The sequence below is a fragment of the Flagellimonas lutimaris genome (assembly GCF_051494225.1).
Lineage (GTDB): Bacteria > Bacteroidota > Bacteroidia > Flavobacteriales > Flavobacteriaceae > Flagellimonas > Flagellimonas lutimaris_A.
The window spans coordinates 107947-123379 of record NZ_JBNPYE010000009.1; the positions used below are offsets into that span (position 1 = coordinate 107947).

The 15433-nt window shown below is 41.1% G+C and carries 12 protein-coding genes and 1 riboswitch; of the genes, 1 reads left to right on the forward strand and 11 read right to left on the reverse strand.

The window, feature by feature from the left end:
* Positions 1–15 precede the first annotated feature (15 nt).
* The 8 genes from ACQQ5U_RS15765 to ACQQ5U_RS15800 all read right to left on the reverse strand — a co-directional run bounded on the left by ACQQ5U_RS15765 (position 16) and on the right by ACQQ5U_RS15800 (position 7870).
* Positions 16–1077, reverse strand: a complete 1062-nt coding sequence (locus ACQQ5U_RS15765; RefSeq protein ID WP_437398978.1) for an NAD(P)/FAD-dependent oxidoreductase — start codon at positions 1075–1077, stop codon at positions 16–18.
* Positions 1078–1151: 74 nt separating this feature from the next.
* Entirely contained in the window at positions 1152–1928 is a 777-nt protein-coding gene (cobA, locus tag ACQQ5U_RS15770; RefSeq protein ID WP_437398980.1) for a uroporphyrinogen-III C-methyltransferase, read from the reverse strand.
* A complete protein-coding gene (locus tag ACQQ5U_RS15775; protein ID WP_437398982.1) occupies positions 1921–4011 on the reverse strand; it encodes a HEPN domain-containing protein in 2091 nt (696 codons plus the stop codon). Before ACQQ5U_RS15775 ends, cobA begins: the two co-directional genes overlap by 8 nt.
* A gap of 72 nt (positions 4012–4083) precedes the next feature.
* Positions 4084–5331, reverse strand: a complete 1248-nt coding sequence (locus ACQQ5U_RS15780; protein WP_437398984.1) for a sulfate adenylyltransferase subunit 1 — start codon at positions 5329–5331, stop codon at positions 4084–4086.
* Positions 5332–5380: 49 nt separating this feature from the next.
* Entirely contained in the window at positions 5381–6289 is a 909-nt protein-coding gene (gene cysD, locus ACQQ5U_RS15785; protein ID WP_437399088.1) for a sulfate adenylyltransferase subunit CysD, read from the reverse strand.
* Positions 6290–6383: 94 nt separating this feature from the next.
* Positions 6384–7007, reverse strand: a complete 624-nt coding sequence (locus ACQQ5U_RS15790; RefSeq protein ID WP_437398986.1) for a phosphoadenosine phosphosulfate reductase domain-containing protein — start codon at positions 7005–7007, stop codon at positions 6384–6386.
* Positions 7008–7018: 11 nt separating this feature from the next.
* Positions 7019–7282, reverse strand: a complete 264-nt coding sequence (locus ACQQ5U_RS15795; RefSeq protein WP_437398988.1) for a DUF2061 domain-containing protein — start codon at positions 7280–7282, stop codon at positions 7019–7021.
* Between the two features lie 180 nt (positions 7283–7462).
* Positions 7463–7870 carry an RrF2 family transcriptional regulator gene (locus tag ACQQ5U_RS15800; protein ID WP_437398990.1) on the reverse strand — a complete coding sequence of 136 codons (408 nt, stop codon included), beginning with the start codon at positions 7868–7870 and terminating at the stop codon, positions 7463–7465.
* A gap of 85 nt (positions 7871–7955) precedes the next feature.
* Between ACQQ5U_RS15800 and ACQQ5U_RS15805 the strand changes: the two genes are divergently transcribed.
* Positions 7956–8540: a hypothetical protein gene (locus ACQQ5U_RS15805; RefSeq protein WP_437398991.1), complete on the forward strand. Its 585-nt coding sequence runs from the start codon at positions 7956–7958 to the stop codon at positions 8538–8540.
* Between the two features lie 13 nt (positions 8541–8553).
* On the opposite strand, the gene ACQQ5U_RS15810 is transcribed toward ACQQ5U_RS15805, so the two are convergent.
* The 3 genes from ACQQ5U_RS15810 to ACQQ5U_RS15820 form a co-directional block, all read right to left on the reverse strand.
* A complete protein-coding gene (locus tag ACQQ5U_RS15810; RefSeq protein WP_437398993.1) occupies positions 8554–9729 on the reverse strand; it encodes a trans-sulfuration enzyme family protein in 1176 nt (391 codons plus the stop codon).
* Complete coding sequence (thrA, locus tag ACQQ5U_RS15815; protein ID WP_437398995.1) at positions 9726–13109, reverse strand: bifunctional aspartate kinase/homoserine dehydrogenase I; 3384 nt, start codon at positions 13107–13109, stop codon at positions 9726–9728. Before thrA ends, ACQQ5U_RS15810 begins: the two co-directional genes overlap by 4 nt.
* Before the next feature lie 79 nt (positions 13110–13188).
* Positions 13189–13292: riboswitch (SAM riboswitch) on the reverse strand.
* 111 nt (positions 13293–13403) lie between these two features.
* Positions 13404–15338: a CocE/NonD family hydrolase gene (locus ACQQ5U_RS15820; protein WP_437398997.1), complete on the reverse strand. Its 1935-nt coding sequence runs from the start codon at positions 15336–15338 to the stop codon at positions 13404–13406.
* Positions 15339–15433: the final 95 nt, after the last annotated feature.

Genomic DNA, 15433 nt, shown 5'->3' on the forward strand with positions numbered 1-15433 from the left:
ACTATATAATTGATTTTAATTGATGCTCTGCACTACTTCTTTTTTGGCTTCTTTTTTAGATCCATCAAATCCTTGCACACCACCTACCGTAGTATACTTCATTACAAATCGCTTATCTGGATTGATGATTTGATAGGCAAATTGGCACATTACGGCCGCTTCGTGGAATCCGGACAGAATCAACTTCAGCTTACCCGGGTACGTATTAACATCTCCAATGGCAAACACCCCTGGAAGGTTGGTCTGGTAATCCTTTGCGTTGTTCACCTTAATGGCGTTCTTCTCTATTTCCAAGCCCCAATTACCAATGGGTCCAAGCTTGGGAGATAATCCAAACAACGGAATAAAGTAATCTGTTTCCAAGTAGGTTGGTTCCTTCTCTTCCTCATTATACTTGATTACCACCGCATGAAGGTCTTCCTTACCATGTATTTCCTTTACCTCAGCCTTGGTGAACAATTGAATTTTGCCCAATTTGGCCAATTCACGTGCTTTTTCCACAGAATCGAGCGCTCCTCGGAATTCATTTCTTCGGTGAACCAAGGAAACTTCGGAGGCTACATCGGCCAAGAATATGGCCCAGTCCAACGCAGAATCTCCGCCACCCGATATCACTACTTTTTTATCCCTAAATTGCTCCGGATCCTTGATCATATACTCAACTCCCTTGCTTTCAAAAAGTCCAATATTTGGAATCAATGGTTTTCTGGGCTCAAAAGAACCGAGTCCACCGGCAATTACAACTACCGGTGCGTGATGCTGCGTTCCCTTGTTGGTGGTAACGATATAAGAACCATCTTCTTGTTTATCCAAAGTTTCTGCACGTTCTCCCAAAGTAAAGCCGGGTTCAAATGGCTTGATTTGCTCCATAAGATTATCTACCAAAGTACCCGCTAAAATTTCGGGATAGGCTGGAATATCGTATATGGGTTTCTTCGGATATATTTCTGAACATTGCCCTCCGGGTTGTGGCAAAGCATCGATTAAATGACATTTTAGTTTGAGCAACCCTGCCTCAAAAACCGTAAACAATCCTGTTGGGCCCGCTCCGATTATAATGATATCTGTTTTTATCATAATTCTCCTTTTAAATGGTCTTAAAGTCCCCTTGGATTGTGCTCAGGGTGACATACTTCGACCTGACATTTTGATTAAACTTTTTCTAGCAATTTTTTTCCCTGATTTTGATATTCATTTTGAATATCCAAGAGTTTTTGGCGATGGTTCACCACTTCTCCGATAATAATAATGGCTGGATTGGATAACTGCTGCTCCCTTGCCTTGTCCTCAATGGAAGCAACAGTGCTAACTCCAATCTTTTCATTTTCAGTTGTCCCATTTTGAATAATGGCAACCGGTATATTTTCTTTTCCTTCTCTTTTAAAAAGTTCCATGATTTCCCCAAGCTTGGACATCCCCATAAGAATAATGACCGTTGCATTGGATTTTGCAGCCAATGCCACATCCGTTGAAAGCTTGTGTTCTTTGGTAGTCCCGGTAATCACCCAAAAACTTTCGGCTGCACCCCTCTTGGTCACAGGAATATTTTGTGATGCCGGAACGGATACCGAAGATGAAATTCCCGGCACTACGGCTACTTCAATTCCATATCCAGATGCATGCTCCATCTCTTCAGCTCCTCTTCCAAACACAAAGGGGTCACCACCTTTTAATCGAACTACTTGTAATCCTTGAGTGGCTCGTTCAACAATCAAATCATTGATTTGTTCTTGTTGATACGCATAGCATCCTTTGCGTTTTCCTACAAATATTTTCTCAGCTTCTGCAGCGTATTCCAATAGCTCTGCGGACACCAATGCATCATACAGAACAACATCTGCATTTTGCAAGGCTTTGATTCCTTTTAGGGTTATTAAATCCACATCGCCTGGGCCCGCGCCTACCACTGTCAACTTTCCTCTACGCATGTTCCAATTCTAATTTTCTGAACGTTTCCAACCTCTCCAAAACGGTTTTGGCATCTTCCAAGTAGTTTTCAGCAAAAGCTTCGGATGGTTCGTTCTTGTTCAATTGAAGGGCTACTTCTCCAAACCCGCCCTCAAAGGCTATTTTTCCTTCTTCCACATACAGCTTGTCAAAATCCCTGATGATGCTTGCATGGGTATTTACCTTTACTTTCTCCGAAGTCAATAATGCCTTGGCAGAATTCACAATGGATTGATAGGAATAATAGATACTAGCCGCCCATTTTCCTTCGTTGATAGCTTCTTCGGCATTTTCTATTTTCTCTTGGCTTTCAAAGAACAATGTGGCCACCAAGTCAACGATAACACCGGCACATTCCCCAATTCCTATTTCTTTTTTATACTTTTCTTCGTTGCCCCAGTCAATGAAATCATCTTGGGTCAGATTATCCACATCCGTCAAAGGTTTAAGGAAGTCATAAAAATAATGCTGCCCTTTTTCCTCATAATAATCGGTGAAGGATGCTCCATTTCCGTTGGCTTCAAAATCATCCAAAATAAGACGTAAGGCTTGCGGACCTCTTTTACTTGGAATTTTGGCGACCTTATCCGCAAATCTTGCTCTACCATCGCCATAGTTTCCGCCTCCCAACAAAACCTGAAGGGCGGGCGCCACTAATTTATCCTTGGTTCTTACGGACATTCCTTGGAATCCAATGTGGGCCATATTGTGCTGTCCGCAGGCATTCATACATCCACTAATTTTGATGACAACATCTGGATTGTTGATGTATTCTGGATATTCTGCTTTGATTACTCTTTCAAGCTCATCGGCGATTCCCGTACTGCTGGCAATACCTAAATTACAGGTATCCGTACCCGGACAGGCCGTGATATCCAACGCCTTGTTATACCCTGCTTCAGCGAAGCCCAATTTCTTTAATTCTTGGTAAAAGAAAGGAACCAATTCCTCCTTCACATAAGGAATCAAAATATTTTGTCTGAGGGACAAACGAATCTCACCAGCGGCATAATCCTGAACCATTTTTGCTAATTCGCGGGCTTTGTCGGTATAAAAATCACCCAATAGTACTTTAATGCCGATAGCCACATAACCTTCTTGTTTTTGAGGCACCAAGTTGGTGGATTTCCATTGTTCGAAAGTTTCTTGGTCCTCTATGGAAACTTCAGGAGTTTCAACCTCAGCTACTTTTACTATAGGATAATCTTCAATATTGATTGGGTAGGTTTGATGAGGGATGGCCAATTGTTCTTCTTCGAGCAATTTTTTGAAGCCATCCAGACCAATGTCCTTTAACAAAAACTTCATTCTTGCTTTTGCCCTACTTTTTCGTTCTCCGTATCTATCAAAAACACGAATAACGCCTTCCATCAACGGAATAATTTTATCGGTGGGCAAAAAACTGTACAGTTCATCGGCGTGGCGTGGCTGTGAACCCAATCCACCGGCCAACATCACCTTAAAACCCCTTTCGCCATCTTTCTCTTTGGCGATAAAACCAAGATCATGCATATAGGAAAGTCCCGTATCTGCGTCACTGGCGGAGAAAGAAACCTTGAATTTTCTTCCCATTTCCTGACCGATGGGGTTTCTTAAGAAGTATTCGAAAACCGCTTGAGCGTATGGAGAAACATCGAAAGGTTCATCCACATCAATGCCAGCGGTTTCGCTTGCGGTTACGTTACGAACCGTATTTCCGCAGGCTTCACGAAGGGTCACTTGGTCCTTTTCCAATTGCGCCCAAAGCTCAGGGGTACGTTCTAAATCCACATAGTGAATCTGGATATCCTGACGGGTGGTGATATGCAATCTTCCCCTGGAATATTCGTCGGAAACATCGGCAATTCGGAGCAATTGATTGGAGCTTACCTTTCCGTAGGGCAACTTGATTCGAATCATCTGCACACCTTGCTGACGCTGACCGTAAACACCACGTGCCAATCGTAGACTTCGGAATTTTTCCTCATCAATGTTTCCACCTTTAAACTGGCGAATCTTTTTCTCCAATTCAATGATGTCCTTTTCTACAACTGGGTTTTCTATTTCTGTTCTAAAACTTTGCATAATCTAGTTTTCCTATCTATTTAATAGAGTTAATACAAATAAACTCCCTTTCTTTCCACCGAAGCGGAAAAACTATTCAATAAATCCTACGCCTGCTGTTGTGTTTGTTCGGCTGTCGATTATAATGAAGGAACCGTTGGTACGATGATCCTTAAACCTATCATAAAAAATAGGTTTGTTCAGCCTTAAGCGCACTTTGGCAATGTCGTTCATTTGAAGCGAGGTTACATTCTCCTCAATTCCCGAATAATCCGGATGAATTTTATGCTCAATGGTATCTACCTTTGCCAACACCTTATTTACTCCATGTTGGAGTACGTATTTTGCCCCTGGGGTAAAGTTATCGCTATCCATCCAGGATACAGTCGCCGTCAATTGTTTGTCCACTATTGGCAAATCCTCTGCTTTTACCAACATGTCTCCTCTACTTACATTTACTTCATCTTCCAAAGTAATTGTTACTGAAGATCGTCTTGGTGCTGTTTGATATTCTTTATTGTAAAAATAAATGTCTTTAATCTTAGATCGGGTCATAGAGGGTAGCACAACTACTTCATCACCCACACTGAGTTCTCCTCCATATACCTTTCCTGCAAATCCACGGAAATCATGAAAATCCTCTGTCTTTGGACGGATTACATATTGGACAGGGAAACGTGGAGTCCCTGTATTGTAAATATCTTTTTGATCTAATTCCTCTAAATGCTCCAATAAGGTTTGCCCTTTGTACCAAGGCATATGTTCGGAACGATTTACCACGTTGTCTCCTTTTAAAGCACTAACAGGAATAAAGGTTATGTTTTGATCTTGATAATCCCTTTTACCCATCAATTCCTCGAAATCGGCTTTGATATTGTTGTACGTTTCTTCAGAGAAATCCACCAAGTCCATTTTATTAATAGCAACAATCACATCTTTTACCCTCAAGAGGTTATTGATGAAAAAATGACGGTGTGTTTGCTCAATCACTCCTTTTCTGGCATCAATCAAAATAATGGATGCTTGTGATGTTGATGCTCCCGTAACCATATTTCGAGTATACTCTACATGGCCAGGGGTATCGGCAATAATGTAACTTTTAGTCGGGGTGGAAAAGTAGATATGGGCCACATCAATGGTGATACCCTGTTCTCTTTCAGCCACTAATCCATCGGTTGCCAATGAAAAATCGAGATAATCGTATCCTTTTTGCTTGCTGGTTCTTTCAATAGCCTCCAATTTGTCGTCGGTCATTGATTTTGTATCGTACAGTAGTCTTCCAATCAAGGTACTTTTACCGTCGTCTACACTGCCTGCTGTTGCTATTTTTAAAACTTCCAATGCTTTATTTTTTTTAGATTTCCACCTTCGTGGAAATGACTTTTGATTTTTAGAAATATCCTTGTTGTTTGCGTTTTTCCATGGCTGCTTCGGAACGTTTGTCATCAATCCGCGCCCCTCTTTCCGAAATTCTGGAATCCCTAATTTCCGTCACCACTTTATCGATGGTATCGGCATAAGACTCTACTGCTGCTGTGCAGCTCATATCTCCCACAGTTCTAAAACGCACCATTCGTTCTTCCACTTGTTCGTCATCTGCCCTAAACACTACTTCATCTTCCGCAGACCAAATCAGTCCATCCCTGAGGAAGGTGTTTCGTTTGTGCGCGAAATAAATGGATGGGATTTCTATGTTTTCCTTTTGGATATAGCTCCAAACATCCAACTCGGTCCAATTGCTGATCGGGAACACCCTTACGTTTTGACCTATTTCAATTTCACCATTGAGCATGTCGAACAATTCTGGACGTTGATTCTTTTCGTCCCATTGTCCAAAATCGTCACGCACTGAAAAAATGCGCTCTTTAGCCCTTGCCTTTTCTTCATCCCTTCTAGCCCCGCCAATACAAGCATCGAACTTAAATTCCTCTATGGCATCCAACAATGTTGTGGTCTGCAACATATTTCTACTGGCGTATTTTCCTGTTTCTTCTACAACTTTTCCCTCATCAATGGAATCCTGAACATTGCGTACAATTAACTCTACACCAAGATTCTCAACCAACCTATCCCTGAACTCGATTGTTTCTGGGAAGTTATGACCAGTGTCGATATGCATTAATGGGAATGGTATCTTGGCCGGCCAAAACGCCTTTTGGGCCAAACGCACCAAAGTGATGGAATCCTTACCTCCAGAAAACAGCAGTACGGGTTTTTCAAACTGTGCTGCCACTTCGCGCATGATGTAAATTGCTTCATGTTCCAGAGCATTTGCACTAGGTCTTTCAAGGCCATTCAAGGTCTCTGGTCGTTTAATTTCTTCTGTGAGTGTACTCAAAGTTTCATTTTATTTTTACCTCTCGCTGATACTCAAGGTGATCATTTATATTTTATTAGGTATGCAAACCACATTCTCTGTTTGCCAATACTTTAGTTGGGTCGAAATATTTATGCTCGTTGGGCAACCCTTTCTCCTTCAAGTAAGCATCTAACTGGGTATCGCTCCAATGGTAGAACGGACTTACTTTTAGCACTCCATCTTTGCTCAAACTCAAAACATCCAAGGAATCCCTATGTGCTGTTTGTCCTTTACGCAAGTTGGTGAACCAAACATCCGGTTTGTGCTCAGCCATAGCCCTTCGGAATGGTTCCAACTTCACTTGCTCTGTGAACTCCTTGTGCAATGGATTTTCAATATTTGGGATACCCATGACCACATCACGATGAGCAGACGTCTGCTTTGGCACATATAGTTTTATGTTAAGCCCTAAACGGGTTATCAACTCTTCGGCATGCCGATACGTTTGTGGTGTATTGTAGCCCGTATCGCACCAGATTACGGGAATTTTATTATTCACTCCGGTGACAGCATGAAGAATGGCCACCTCGTAAGGCCTAAAATTGGTAGTAACAACGGATATCCTACCATGACCAATAGCCCATGAGATAATTTCTTCTGGTGGTATCCCCTTAAACTGGCGATTCAAATTCTGTATTTCTTCTTGAGTCAATGCCATTGTCCTAACTTTTATTTACCCCATTTAATGGAGTTCCATATTCTTTCGTGAAAAAAGTAAAGTACCATTTTGGTGACCAACTCAACCAATCCAATTGAAAAAGCTAAACTTAGGGTTCCTGTTACAAGCCATGATATTAAAATGGTATCCAATGTTCCTACAACCCTCCAACTTACAGATTTAGCAATGCTTCTTTTAGGACTTTCCGAAGTACTATCCTTGGCGTAAGTACTTTTCTCCTTTTCGTTATTTACAATCAGCTGATCAGTAATCATTTTTAGTTAAATTTATTATCCTATAGGAATAGTAGGGATTTCAAAAGTAAAATTTATTTTCAAAATAAAAAGCAAAACACAGCTTAAAATTACTTTTATCCTATAGTTTTAGTAGATTATCGAAAAAAGGGATTTGATTTTTAAAGAATCTTACTGGATAAGCTTCAATTTTAAGGAACTCTAAAGTAAATCAGCCAATGTGTTGTTTCTGTAGACATCTAAGGCACTGTCCCTTACCTGAAGCATTAATTTATGTACGGAACATTCTTCCTCGTCTGGACAGTCGTCGCATTTTTCATAGAAATTAAGGCTAACGCAGGGGACCATCGCAATAGGTCCTTCCAAAACCCTCATTACGGTAGTCATCAAAATATCTTCTGGCTCCTTGATAAGGTAATAGCCTCCGCCTTTTCCCTTTTTGGACCCCAACAAGCCATTTCTTCTTAGTGTAAGCAAAATACTTTCCAAAAATTTTTGGGAAATATTCTCATGTTTGGCTATTTCGGCAATTTGAACAGGTTCCTTTCCTTCAATCCTTGCAAGATAGGTCAGCGCCTTTAAGCCGTATTTTGTTTTTTTGGAGAGCATACACGAATTTAAATATAAAATATTAACATCTTTACACTATTCGCCAAATCAAATCGTTTTTTGATTTGAATTCTAAAACCTCAAAATGAAAAAACTCGGTCTTTTTCTAATTGTTTCCCTATTCTTGATTTTTTCCTGTGAAACCAGCGAAGATGCTGAAACAGGTTCCGAAGCCATTTCTTCAAATTTGGTTGGAACATGGAAGCTTATTCAAATCACTTCCGAGGATGGAAGAATTGGATCGGCCACCTCTACGGACACCAACTATTTTGAAATTCTTTACATAGGGGAAGGAAGCAATCTGGATGTGCAAATGACCTTTGCGGAGAACCCAAATGCCTTGGACATCACAGGGGAGGGTTTTCTATATGAAAGGACCGTTACAGAAACCACAGAAAACATAGAGGTAACGGGAGAAGGCATCATTGCAGACCAATGGACATTTGCCTATGATTTTTTTGCCCCAGGAAATGGTTGGAAAGTAGAGGAAGAAAAATACATATTTGATCATGTGGATGGAAGTTTAAGAGTGGATTATGGCCCAGAAATTCTTGAAGTAAATGAAACTACCCTAAAGCTAAAAATGAAATATAACGATGATTATCCCAAATCCGGGCAATATTTTGGTAGGGAAACCTGTGTTTTTTACGCTACATTTCAGAAAATCTAAGCCACTCCCCCTTTTAATCTTCCAAAGCCTGTGTGATGTCGGCAATAATGTCATCAATATGTTCCAATCCTACGGAGATCCGCACCATTCCATCGGATATTCCAACGGCATTGCGTTCTTCTGTGGTCAACTTACTATGTGTAGTAGATGCAGGATGCGTTACAATACTTCTAGCATCTCCCAAATTGGCGGATAAGGACAGTAACTCAATACTATCGAAGAATTCTCTACCCGCTTCCAGACCACCTTTTACTTCAAATGCCACAACACAACCGCCTGCTTTCATCTGTTTTTTCGCGATTTCATGTTTTGGGTGCGATTTCAAAAATGGATATTTGACCCATTCAATTTTATCATGACCTTCCAGATATGTTGCCAATTTTAAGGCATTTTCACAATGTCTATCCACTCTAATCGCCAAAGTTTCCAAACTTCGGGACAACACCCAAGCATTAAAAGGAGACAACGCAGGTCCAGTAATTCGGGAAAAACGATATACTTTGTCCATCAACTCACCACTACCTACAGTAATTCCAGCCAAGACTCTTCCCTGTCCGTCCATCAACTTAGTACCTGAGTGAATAACTAAATCTGCTCCAAATTTTATAGGCTGTTGTAGGTATGGCGTCGCAAAACAATTGTCTATGACAAAAATGAGGTCGTGTTTTTTAGCAATCTTGCCCAACACTTCCAAGTCCAATACATCTACCCCCGGATTGGTAGGTGTTTCGGCATAAAGAATCTTGGTATTTGGTTTGATCAAATCTTCTATTTGAGATAAATCGTTGGCATCAAAATAGGTGGTATCAATGTTCCATTTGGGAAAAAATTGCGTAAACAAGGTATGGGTAGACCCAAAAATACTCTTGGATGATATCACATGGTCCCCGGCATCCAATAAAGCTGCCAAGGTGGAGAAAACTGCTGCCATACCCGAAGCATAGGCAAAACCATTCTCGGCACCTTCCATCTGGCACACTTTTTCAATGAGTTCGTTCGAATTGGGATTGGAATACCTCGAATAAATATTGCGTTGCTTTTCTTCCGCAAAAGAGGCACGCATATCCTCCGCATCTTCAAAAACAAAGCTCGATGTCATATAAATGGGACTGGAATGCTCCAAGTTTTGACTGCGCTCCATTTGGGTTCTTATTGCCTGTGTTTCGAATTTTTTGCCTTTATTGCTCATATCTTCTCTGCTATTCTTAAAATGTCACCAAATACTCCTCTTGCCGTAACGGCGGCTCCGGCACCAGCTCCTTGAATCACCAAAGGGTGCTCTCCGTAGGATTCCGTGTAAATCTCTATTATTGAATCGGAACCTTTCACTTGCCCCAAGGCACTTTCTTTGGGCACGGAAATTAATTTCACATCCAAAACTCCTTTGTCTTGCTGTAAATCTCCATGCAAATCTCCAACATAGCGCAAAACATGACCTTGCTTTTGGTTCTTTTTAATCTTCCTATAAATGTCATCCATCTCTCCAATGCGACCCATAAATTTCTCAAAATCCAAGGTTTGAAGCTCTTCAAGAATTAGGTTTTGTACATCAATATCGGAAAACTCGTTTTGAAGATCCAATTCCCTAGCCAAAATCAACAATTTCCTTCCCACATCGTTTCCTGACAAATCCTCCCTTGGGTCAGGTTCAGTAAAGCCGCTTTCCATCGCCTCCTTCACAATTTCTGAAAAAGACACATCTTTCTCGGAAAAGGTATTGAAAATATAACTCAATGACCCAGAGAACACTCCTTTGATTCGGGTGATGTTCTCCCCTGAAAGGTGCAATAACTTAATGGTATCGATGAGTGGCAGCCCTGCCCCCACATTGGTCTCGTAGAGGTATTGCTTTTGATTCTCATCTAAACACTTCCGTACCGATTTATATTTCTCAAAACTAAGTGTGTTTGCAATCTTGTTCGATGAAACCAAATCAAAACCGTGCTCGATCAATGATTCGTATTGCTCCACAAATGTTTTGCTCGCTGTGTTGTCCACCGCAATCAGATTTTCCAAATGATGCTGTTTGGCAAATGCTGTGATATCTTCAATTTGATAGGGTTGTCCCTCTTTTTCCAAACGTTCCTTCCAATCAGCGCCAACACCTGAGGCATCCAAAAGCACTTTTCTTGAATTTGCCACGGCAAATACTTTTAAATCTATGCTTTTTCGCTCTACAATACTTTTATCGGAACCCAAAATCTGACTTATCAACGTGCCTCCTACATTACCATGTCCGAACAAAGCCAGATTGATTTTCTTTGCAATCCCGAAGATTTGCCCATGAATCACATTGATGGCCTTGTGCAAATCGGATTTCTTCACCACCATACTCACATTCTTGCCTGTAACCGTGTTATTGAACAGTAAGGGCGTGATTTGGTTTTTGGCCAAGGCATTGAACGGTTTATGGAAGCTGCTCAAATCCATTCCTACAATGGAAATAACCGAAACATCCTTTACCACCGAAATCTGGTTGATGTCCTGGGATGAGTAATCTGTCTCGAATTCTTGGTCAAGCACTTTTTTGGCTTTATCCGCTTGGGATTCATCCACAACCAAACCAATACCACGCTCGGAAGAACCTTGTGAAACAATACCTACACTTATCCCATTTTGGCCCAAAGCTCTAAAAATCCGCATATCTACACCCACTTTACCGAGCAGTCCCCTACCCTCTAAATTGATAAGGGCCATATTGTCCAACACCGAAAGGGATTTAATTCCTCCATTACCGCTTTTTGGACCAATTAAGGTTCCCTCGTTATCATCATTGAACGTATTACAGATGCGCAACGGAATATTTTTCTCAATCAATGGAATTATGGTCTTTGCATGAAGAATGTTAGCTCCAAAATTCGCCAATTCGTTGGCCTCACTATACGATATCACATCGATTACCTTCGCATCTTGCACTAAGTCAGGGTTTGCGGTAAAAATACCGTCCACATGAGTGTAGTTGATCAGTTCACCGGCATCCAGAAAATTGGCCAGTAAAGCCGCAGAGTAGTTTGTCCCGTTTCTTCCTAATGTTGTGGTAGCCCCTTCCTTATTGGAGGCAATAAAACCGGTAACCACAGGAATAGTACCAGTTTCCAAATTATGAAAGTACCGAATTACATTTTCTTTGGAAAGTCCTTCATCTACCTCAGCATTGCTAAAACTATCATCTGTTTTGATGAGTTGTCGGGAGTCAAGTAATGTTGCCTTGATTCCTTTTGCATTTAAGGCGGCGGTCACATATTTACCAGAAATTAACTCACCATAGGACAACACTTCATCCTTGGTTTTAAGGCTATAATCTCCTGTTAGGGAAACCCCATTCAATATTTTTTCAATGGCGGCCAGTTCTTCATCGATGGCTACATCTTCAAAATTGTTTTTCTGATAGTCGGTGAACTTTTTCAAATCAGACTGAAAATCCGCTCCCTTGACTGCCTTTTTCAACAAATTTTCCAATTGATCCGTGGCCTTTCCACGAGCAGAAACCACGACTGCGAAGTGCTCTTCTTCTTTATACCTTTTGCTGATGATGTTCAAAACACGTTGGATGCCCTCCCCATTGGACAAGGACTTCCCACCAAATTTTAGGATTTTGATTCGCTCCGTGTTCGTCTGGAAAACGGTTTCCAACAATTTTTCCAATTGTTCGAACTCCATTAAAAAAGCATCGTGACCGTGTACGGATTGTACTTCACCATAGGTGACATTGGTATTGGCCTGAGCCAACCTTTTAAAAGTCTCCTTGTTCTCTTCTGCCGTAAAAAATAAATCGGAGTTGACCCCGATAATATGAATTTTGGTATCACTTTCCTGTAAAGCATTAAAGGCTTCTTCACCATTACGGGTAATGTCGATGGACTTCAGGAGTTGGTTCATCAATTTATAGGCGGACAGTTGAAAACGCTCTTGTAGCTTTTTACCGTGATGCATTAACCAAGATTCCACATTAAAAACCTGTAGTTCTTCGTTAGTGCTTCTTTTAAATCTTTCTTTGAAGGATTCTGGTGTGCGATAACATAACATCGCGTGCATGCGGGCATCGTGCACAGGTTGTTTGGAATTCACCAAAAACTGTTCTTGAATCTGACAGTTGGCAATCAACCAATCCGTAGATTTCCAATCTGATGCGACGGGAATCAAATGTTCTGTAATAGCTGGCTTGATAGCTGTCATTTCCCAAGCTATACCGCCTCCCAACGAACCGCCGATAATGGCGAACAGTTTATCAATCTTTAATTGCTCCAATCCCCAGAGAAAAATTCTGGCGATATCTCCTGCCACAAAATCCTTATAGTTTTCAATGATGAAACCATCAAAACCATTTCCAGGAATATTAAAACATAAAATGGTGTACTTCTCGGTATCGATACATTTTCCGTCCCCGATCAAATCGGACCACCATCCATCTTTCCCCGCTACGTTGGAATTGCCCGTAAGCGCGTGGTTCACCAAAACAATGGGCGCCGTATGCAAGGGTTTTCCAAAAACTTGGTAGGACAACTTTATCTCTTGAACGGATCCGCTCAATGTTTTAAAATCTGATATGGCCAAATGCCTTAAATCCATATAAACGACTATAGACCCAAAGGGTCAACAATTAATAAATAGTAAGGTTATAAGAAAGAAGGGGCAGAAACCACCTGTGATGTTATCTATTCCCAAAGGGATAGAATGTAGCACCTTCTTGACTAGGGTCAAGGGTTGCTAAGGCTTCAACGGGTCTATTCCCTCCACCTTTCTTGATAACTAACAATACGTGTTTGAACTTCGTGGGACAAATATACTGATGGAAAAATTGATTTTCCTAATCTTTTGGAAAAATTTCATCAAAAGACCTTGTCCCACGAACTTCTATATTTTCTATTTCAATACCGTAAACTCAATATTGGAATCGGTGAAAACGGTATGCGTCTGAGTCTTAAAATCGGATTCGTCTGCCTTAAAGATGTTGTCCACATAAGTCTGTGGATTCAAATCGATAAGCGGAAACCAAGTACTCTGCACCTGAATTTGCAGTTTGTGTCCTTTTTTAATAGTATGGAACACATCCTGAAGCTTGATGTTCACATCGGTCTTTTGATTTGGTGTGAATGGCTCTGGCTCGGAAAAACTGTTCCTAAAACGTCCACGTAGCACTTCACTCCTTACCATTAAATGGTAATTGCTCATTTTAAGGTGGTCTTGCATTTCCTCGTTGGTCTCCGTTTCCGCAGGGTGCACATCGATGACCTTAACGATCCAATCTGCCGCTGTACCTGTGGTAGCTACTTTTAAATGAGCCATGATGTCGCCTGCCAAAGTGAAATCTTCGTCCATCACATCGGTTTCAAACACCAAAACATCGGAACGTCGGGCAGCAAAGCGCTGATCATCCGTCATATATTTTCTCGGTGTGAAAACCGTCTTCACATCCTCGGAATAAGGAACGGGTTTCTTCACATTGCTGATAAATTGAATTCCCTTGGTTTCTTTTTGCTCGGAAGTGAGTTCTTGGTCATCGGATAAATACATGGTTTGCTTCATCGCATTTTCCGGTGGCCAAGTATCGTACTTTTTCCATTCTTTTTTACCTGTATCAAAAACATAAGCTTCGGGCAGCCCAGAATCCATGTCACCTTCTCCTTTTAGAAAATGGTTGAAGAATTTAGTCTCTATTTCTTTTTGAAAAAACAAGGAAATGGAATCTCCAAAATAGTAGTTCCCCACTGTATTGCGCTGCTTTGTCCTAGCCCAGGCTCCATGGTCCCAAGGACCGAATACCATGGTATTGTAATTACCTTCATTATATTTTTCAATGTTTTTATAAGTTTCAAGTGGTCCAGAAAGGTCTTCGGCATCAAACCAGCCTCCCACGACCATTGTAGCCACGCTACTCTTTACATCTTTCAAATGCTGAATGAGTCCTCTACTTTGCCACATGGCATCATAATTCGGGTGCTCTTTTAACTCGTTCCAAAAGAAATCGTCGGTAACGCCTTCGGGACGCATGGTCGGGGTGTCAGCCGTTTCATATTCGAAAAAATAATCCAGGTTTTTAAGGGGCCCTGCATCCAAAAAGAATTGGTACTGATCTTCTGTAGGAAGACTTGGCAAAGTGTACCAAGCTGTATCAATGGGCTGATCACCATTAGGTCTTGGGGTCCCAAATAATGAGGTTGCCCTGAAATAACTTAATAAATATGCTCCATTATGGTGAAAATCATCAAAAAAGAAATCCCCGATACAAGCCTGTGGTGATGATGCCTTTAGCGCTGGATGCGCATCCACCGTTGCGTAGGTGGCATAAAACCCTGGGTAGGATATTCCCCAAACGCCTACGTTTCCGTTATTGTGCTCAACATTGTTCACCAACCATTCAATGGTATCGTAAGTATCAGAACTTTCGTCTACTTGGTCATCGGAGGTTTTATTGGGAATATAAGCCCTCATATTTTCATAATGCCCTTCGCTAAGCCATCTTCCCCTCACATCTTGATAAACAATAATGTTGCCTTCTTTCATCAAGTGCTCATTAGGACCTATTTTAGTTCTGAAATTATCTTCTCCATATGGTCTTGAACTATAAGGAGTCCGTTGCATAATGATGGGATACTCTTTGGAAGTATCCTTCGGGGAGTATATGGTGGTATGCAGTTTTATCCCATCCCGCATTTCAATATCGACTTCCTTTTTAGTGTAATTGTCGGCCACGTAGGTATCGACTTTTTGCACCTCTGTCTTGGTTGTTTTTTTACAACTGACGGCCACCGTCAACATTAAAATACTTAGGAACAGAATTCTAACTGAACTTCTCATTTAAAAAAATTTTTGATAGGCTAAAGCTACTAAAGTTCTCGGGAGTATACCAATAAAAAAAGGAGCCTCGTCGAAGCTCCTTTTCATCTTTATTG

Bases quoted from the DNA above. Each gene is read 5' to 3' on its own strand.
- ACQQ5U_RS15765 (WP_437398978.1), bottom strand. From the start codon at position 1,077: ATGATAAAAACAGATATCATTATAATCGGAGCGGGCCCAACAGGATTG.
- cobA (WP_437398980.1), bottom strand. From the start codon at position 1,928: ATGCGTAGAGGAAAGTTGACAGTGGTAGGCGCGGGCCCAGGCGATGTG.
- ACQQ5U_RS15775 (WP_437398982.1), bottom strand. From the start codon at position 4,011: ATGCAAAGTTTTAGAACAGAAATAGAAAACCCAGTTGTAGAAAAGGAC.
- ACQQ5U_RS15790 (WP_437398986.1), bottom strand. From the start codon at position 7,007: ATGGCATTGACTCAAGAAGAAATACAGAATTTGAATCGCCAGTTTAAG.
- ACQQ5U_RS15795 (WP_437398988.1), bottom strand. From the start codon at position 7,282: ATGATTACTGATCAGCTGATTGTAAATAACGAAAAGGAGAAAAGTACT.
- ACQQ5U_RS15800 (WP_437398990.1), bottom strand. From the start codon at position 7,870: ATGCTCTCCAAAAAAACAAAATACGGCTTAAAGGCGCTGACCTATCTT.
- ACQQ5U_RS15805 (WP_437398991.1), top strand. From the start codon at position 7,956: ATGAAAAAACTCGGTCTTTTTCTAATTGTTTCCCTATTCTTGATTTTT.
- ACQQ5U_RS15810 (WP_437398993.1), bottom strand. From the start codon at position 9,729: ATGAGCAATAAAGGCAAAAAATTCGAAACACAGGCAATAAGAACCCAA.
- thrA (WP_437398995.1), bottom strand. From the start codon at position 13,109: ATGGATTTAAGGCATTTGGCCATATCAGATTTTAAAACATTGAGCGGA.
- ACQQ5U_RS15820 (WP_437398997.1), bottom strand. From the start codon at position 15,338: ATGAGAAGTTCAGTTAGAATTCTGTTCCTAAGTATTTTAATGTTGACG.